The organism is Actinomadura sp. NPDC048032 (genome assembly GCF_040653175.1).
Lineage (GTDB): Bacteria > Actinomycetota > Actinomycetes > Streptosporangiales > Streptosporangiaceae > Spirillospora > Spirillospora verrucosospora.
This window is the reverse complement of sequence record NZ_JBEZJP010000045.1, coordinates 24,798-30,853: the sequence shown is the minus strand read 5'-3', so window position 1 is coordinate 30,853 and position 6,056 is coordinate 24,798. Positions and strand designations below refer to the sequence as shown.

Sequence of the window (6,056 nt, the reverse complement as noted above, 5' to 3'; positions counted from 1 at the left end):
CCCAGCCGCGCAAGCCCGAGGCGCCGGACGCCGACGCCACGCAGGCGTGGGGCCAGCAGCCCCCCGGCGGCCCGCAGTTCCCCGCCCTTCCCGACGCCGACGCGACGCAGATCGCCCCCGCCGGAGCGCCGGGCCCGGCCATGCCCGGCGCCCAGGGCTTCGGCGACGACCTCGACCGGACGCGGATGGACCCCGCCTCCCCCATGGGCGCCCCCGCCCCGATGGGCGGCATGGGGAACATGGGCCAGCCCCCGATGCAGACGATGCAGATGCAGAACGGGCCCATGCAGCACGGCCCGATGCAGAACGGCCCCATGCACCAGGGTCCGATGGGCCCCGGGATGCAGCCCATGGGCGCGATGGGGCCGGGCGACCCCGCGTACGGCGGCTACCCGCCCGGCCAGTTCCCGCCCGGCGGACCGGGCGCGCCGGGCCAGGGCAAGAACGGGACGAGCAAGCCGCTGGTCGCCGCCGTGGCCGCGCTGGTCACGGTCGCGGTCGGCGCCGTCGCGTTCGTCGCCTGGCCGTCCGGGGACGACACGCCGGGGGGCGGCGACCCGTCCCCGGCGGCGTCCCAGAAGCAGGTCGCGCAGAAGAACGCGATCCCGCCCGAGATGAAGCAGCAGGCCGCCGTCCTCAACGGGATCCTCAACGACAGCGTCGACACCCGCCGCATCCTCGCCGGGGCGCTCGGCCGCGCCGGCAAGTGCAAGACGCTGCCGCAGGCCATCCAGGGATTCCAGACGGTCGCGCAGCGCCGCACGAACCAGATGCGCCGCACGCAGGGCCTCAAGGTCGACAAGCTGGCGAACGGCGAGCGGCTGCGCGGCTCGCTGCACCAGGCGCTGGGGGCCTCGCTCCAGGTCGACCAGGTGCTGCTGAAGTGGGCGCAGGCGAACCAGCGCAAGTGCAAGGGCAAGCCGCGCCCGAGCGCCGCGCAGGTTCCCGGACGCGCCGACGCCGAACGGCGCGCGACGGCCTCGAAGAAGCAGTTCGTCGTCCTGTGGAACCCGGTCGCGCAGAAGACCGGTCAGCCGCAGCGGAGCTGGAAACGGGTGTAACGGTCGGTCACGCAGTATTCTCTGACCGTTCGAACTCACCGGGCAGGGGGCCGTCATGCGGTGTCCGAACTGCGGAACCGACTCCGCTTCTGGGTCGCCCAGGTGCGCGCGATGCGACGCGCCCCTCGTCACGCCTGGTACGGGCGACGCGGCGGCCTGGACCAACGCGGCCGGGGCAGGCGACGCGACGGTCCAGGACGAGACCGTCCGCGACCCGTTCACCGCGCCACCGGGCGGAGGGGCGCCAGACGCGGACGACGCCACCGTCCAAGACGACCCGTACCGCTCCCTCTACGGCGGCACCCCGTACGGAGCTCCGTCGGGCAGTGCCCCGCAGGCCGGAAGCCCGCCCGACGCTGACGACCCGACCATCCAGAACGACCCGTACCGCGCCCCGTACAGCGGTACCCCGATGGGCAGCCCCCCGCCGAACGCGGACGACGCCACCGTCCAAGGCGCCCAGTACGGCGGCGGGGCGCCGGGTGAGAGCGCCCCGGGCGGGGTGCCGGTGCCGTGGGAACCGGCGCCGCCGCCGTGGGCCGACCAGAGCCCCGTCCAGTGGGAGGCGCGGCCCGACCACACGCTGCACATGCCGCCCGCCGAGGAACGGACGACGCATCTCTCCCCCGAGCCGTGGGCCGAACCGTGGTCCGAACCCGCGATCTGGCAGCCGCCCGCGCCGCCGAAGCGCAGCACGATGCCCTACTTCCTGGGCGCGGCGGGCGTCGTCCTCCTGATTGGGGTCGCGCTGGGCATCGTGTTCTGGCCAAGCGGATCGAACTCGTCGCCCCCCGCGGCCTCCGGCCCGTCCACGGGCCAGAGCCAGGGCGTCGCGTCCGCGTCCGACAGCCCGACGAGCGAGGGCGACCTCGACGCGCAGGCCCGCGCCGTCAACGACCTGCTGGAGGAGATGGGCGGGACCCGCTCCGAACTCGGCACCGTCGTCACCCAGGGCTGCCCGGTCAGCGGCGTGCGGCGCGTCCTCGACGCCCGCCGCGGCGAGCTGGAGAAGGCGCGGGCCCTGGAGGTGAGCGCGCTCCTCGACGGCGAGGAGATGAAGGCCGCGCTCGTCCGCGCCCTTGAGGCGTCGACGGAGTCGAACCAGCGCTACCTCGCGGGCGCCCCCGGCTGCCCGTCCGAGAGCGAGGTGGCCGACGTCAACCAGCGCGCCAGCTCCGCCAAGAACGAGTTCATCGGCTACTGGAACGTGGTCGCGGAGAAGGCGGGCCTCCCCACCCGCACCGAGAGCGACATCTGAGTCATTCGGCCTGGGGGCTGAGGAACGCGAGCCCCTTGGACGGATCCTCGAACGGTGTGACGAAGCGGTCGTACCAGCTCAGGACGGGCTCCAGCCATCCGGTGACGCGCATCGTCCCGGCGACGTGGTCGATCTGCTCGTCCTCGTCGAACCCGATCGTGACGACGGCCAGGTCCTTGAAGAAGCCCGACTGGTCGTCGTCGCCGTAGAGGGCGGTCGCGGCGATCGGACGGTTGCGTTCCAGCTCCATCGACAGCGGGTGGCGGCGCAGGGCGCGGAGCCGGTGGCCGAGCTTGGCGTCCGGCGGCTGCTTGAGGCCGGGGAGCTGGTAGTCCAGGGGCGGCGCGAGGGCGTGCTTGTCGGGCGCGCCGCCGCCGTAGGGGAAGAGCCTGTCGAGCTCGTGCAGCCACCTGACCTGCGGAACCACCCACTGCGGGCCGGGGGAGGCGCCCGGCGCGCCGCCGCCGAGCAGCCGCTGCGCGACCTCGGCGACGGCGGCGGTGAGGTCGGCCGGCGGGTAGGCGGTGCGCAGCCCCCGCGACCGCCGCGACACCGCCCGTTCGAGGACGGTCGCCAGCGCGCACTCGCGGAGCCGGGGCGTGAGCCGCGACCAGGCGCGCCCCAGTTCGGGCGGGACCGACGGGATCGGGCGGTTCGCCACATGCGCCAGGACGAGCGTGTCGGCCCACAGGCGCAGCCACGCCCAGTCGGCATGGCCCGCGATCAGGTCCGCCTCGCGCAGCTCGTACAGGGTGCACGCGCGCCCCGAACGGCACTCGCAGCCGCACGCCGCCGACCGCCGGCCGTCCACGGGCGGGGGCGGGCCGGGCAGCTCCGCCTCGCGGCCCTCGCCGAGCGGCACCCGCACGCGCAGCGGACGGTCCATGCCGTCCGCGAACACGGCGGCGACGCCCGGACGCAGCGACACCACCTCGCGGGACTGGTCGCCGTCCAGGTTCATCGCCGCGCCGACCTGGTGCCGGTCGTCGAACGCGGGCAGCCGGTGCACCACCTTGAGCGCCGTGTTCTTGATGACGTCCGGGACGAGCTTCGTCGGGATCTGCTCGGCGACGATGATGCCCTCGCCGTACGCGCGGATCTCGGCGAGCATCCCGGCGAACAGCTCGACGGCGTGGGAGCTGCCGCGCTCGGGCCCCCGGTTGCGCAGCAGCCGGTGCGCCTCCTCGATCACGATGACGTGCCGCAGCGCCGAACCCGTGGCGCGGTCGCGCCTGCGCTCCCGCATCCGCAGGTGCTCGACGATGCGGATGATGAGCGTCCCCATGAGGAACGCCTTGTCCTCGTCGTTCGCGACGTCCTCGATGGCGAGCACGATGTTGTCGCGGAGCATCCCGCCGATGTCGGCCGGGTGGCCGCCCTCGAAGAACCGGCCGGCCGAGCCGATGCGCAGGGACCGCAGCCGCACGTCCACGAACCCCTGCACGTCGGCCATCAGCTCGCGGCCGTAGCCCACGTCCTGGATGACCTGGAGCGCCGCGTTCTGCAGCTGCTCCAGCGTCGGCACGGCGGGCTCGATGAGCGACCCGGGCACGCCCCCGCCCGTCACCACGTCCCACCCGTTGTTCTCGTAGACGCGCTGCAGCGCCTGCGCCATGATCTGCGGGAACGGCTCCTCGGCGTCGAACGCGGCCTGGAACAGCGCCCGCACCATGTCGATGTGCGCCTGGACGGGGTAGCCCGGCTCCGGCGCGAGCGGGTTCACCGACAGCGGCACCGAGTCCGGGTCCGAGGGGTTGACGACCGTGACGGGCCCGCCGAGGTCCTGGATGCGGCCCGCCATCGCCGCGTACTCCGACTTCGCGGGCTCGATCGCCAGCCACGGCACGCCCGCCCGGGTGAGCTGCTCCAGCAGGTGCCGGACCGTCTGCGACTTGCCCGCGCCGGTCGCGCCCGTGACGAACACGTGCCGGTTGATGGTCGAGCGGGGCACGGCGAACCGCCCGACCTCGCGGTCCTGGCCGTCCAGGATGGCGCCCAGCTCGATCTGCGCCTCCCCGCTCGCCGGGGCCGTCTCGGACGTCACGTCGAAGTACCCGGCGTCCAGCACCCGCAGCCCCGGCACCTCCCGCCGCGGCAGCCCGGCCAGCGCCGCCAGCGCCCCGGCCGTCGCGACGAACGGGAACCGCTGCTCCGCCTCGCTCATCGGCCGCACCTGAGCGGGCGCCGTCCCCGGCCCCAGCATCTCGGCGAACGACCCGCTCCCCTGCCCCGACCTCAGCCGGTACGGATGGTGCCCCAGCTCCATGGACCCGACCAGCACCGGCGCGATCTGCCCCAGCTCCGCCTGCGACGCGGCCCCGGCGACCACCCGGACCTGCCAGAGCCCGGCCTCGCGGAACGCGTCCAGCTCGGCGAGCCTCCGGTCGGCCCGCGCCACCGCGAGCCGCGCATGCTCGTCCTCACCGCGCCGCAACATCCGCAACTCGTGGTGCAGCTCGCGCATCTCGGCGTCGACCAGCCGCTCGTCGCACGGATCGGCGACCACGAACCACCCGAACGGCCGCTCCATCAGCGTGACGAGCGTCGACTCGAACAGCCCAGGCCCGGCCCCGGACCCCTGCGGCGCGAGCCGTCCCGGACACCGCGTCCACTCCATCCGCTCGGCCTGCCGCAGCCACCCGTCCCCGATCGGCACGCCCCGCGCCCCGCCGGGGAACAGCAGCCCGTGCGTCTCCGCCCCGGCCTCGGGCGTCCCGATCGGCCCCGCGTTGGTGATCAGCTCCAGCGGCGCCCCGCCGCCCGCCGACAGCCACCCGACGACGAACGGCCTCCCCGACCGCGCCGCCGACAGCGCCGCGGGCAGCACGCTCACGAAGTCCCACTCCGCGGACGCCTCCCGCTGCGGCACCGGAATCGCCTGGATCCGGTACCAGGGCCCCGGCAACACGAACGGCGCCCCCTGCGCAGCGACCGGCGGCCCGCCCTGCGCCACCCCACCACCCCACCCGGAAGGCGGCCGGCCAGCACGAGACGAACCAGGGGGCATAGTCACCCCAGCATCCAACCCCGCCCCCACCCCCCACGCCAATGCCCGTCAAGGAAGAACCCGCCCCCCCGCACGTCAGGGCGCGTCCCGCAGACCGCGGTCGATGTCGTCGGCGTGCTTTCCCAACCACACGATCTCCTGATGCAGCCAGGTGCCGGGGGTGGTGATCCGTCCGGCGCGCCGGTGCATGGCGAGCTCGTCCTCGACCCGGGCGACGATGAGCGCGCCGAACCCTCGCCGGCCCTCCTCTCCGAGCCCGTACACGTCGAGGAAGGTCCGCAGCAGAAACGTCTGCCGATCGAGAGGGCCGGCGACATCGGCGCCGAACAGCCACAACCAGGCGGCGTAGGCGAGATCGCGCGTACGCGGGCCGGGAGCCGCCTGGTCGAAGTCGAAGGCGGCCACGGGCAGGCCGTCGACGAAAGTGACGTTCAGCGGGGAGAAGTCGTTGTGGCACACGGTCTCCTGACCGCCCGCGATGGCCGCGCCCGCACTGGCGTCGTGCAGCCGGCGCAGCAACCGCGCCACCGCGGCGATCTGGGCGGACGTCCATTCCCGGGACCGGAACTCGGTCCGCGTCTCACCGCGCTGGAAGCTGAGGACCTCGCGCCCCTTGCCGTCGATCCCGAGCAGCCGGGGCGCCGCGTCGCAGCCCACCGCCTCGAAATGCCGGAGCAGTCGATGCACGAACGCCGAATGCGCCCCCACCGGCCGCCTCACCGTGTCACCG

General features: G+C 74.4%; 3 protein-coding genes and 1 pseudogene. 2 read left to right on the top strand and 2 right to left on the bottom strand.

Annotated features, from left to right (window positions below):
• Together AB0C69_RS09295 and AB0C69_RS09290 are read left to right on the top strand one after the other, a co-directional pair.
• Positions 1 to 1,061: pseudogene (locus tag AB0C69_RS09295) on the top strand (hypothetical protein); the annotation flags it as partial.
• 55 nt (positions 1,062 to 1,116) lie between these two features.
• Positions 1,117 to 2,319: a hypothetical protein gene (locus tag AB0C69_RS09290; RefSeq protein ID WP_360351786.1), complete on the top strand. Its 1,203-nt coding sequence runs from the start codon at positions 1,117 to 1,119 to the stop codon at positions 2,317 to 2,319.
• A 1-nt stretch (position 2,320) separates the two neighbouring features.
• Here AB0C69_RS09290 and AB0C69_RS09285 read toward each other — a convergent pair whose 3' ends face one another.
• On the bottom strand, positions 2,321 to 5,227 hold the full coding sequence (locus tag AB0C69_RS09285) for an ATP-binding protein (protein ID WP_360351783.1): 2,907 nt from the start codon (positions 5,225 to 5,227) through the stop codon (positions 2,321 to 2,323).
• A 174-nt stretch (positions 5,228 to 5,401) separates the two neighbouring features.
• Positions 5,402 to 6,013, bottom strand: a complete 612-nt coding sequence (locus AB0C69_RS09280; protein WP_360351780.1) for a phosphotransferase — start codon at positions 6,011 to 6,013, stop codon at positions 5,402 to 5,404.
• Between the last annotated feature and the right edge of the window lie 43 nt (positions 6,014 to 6,056).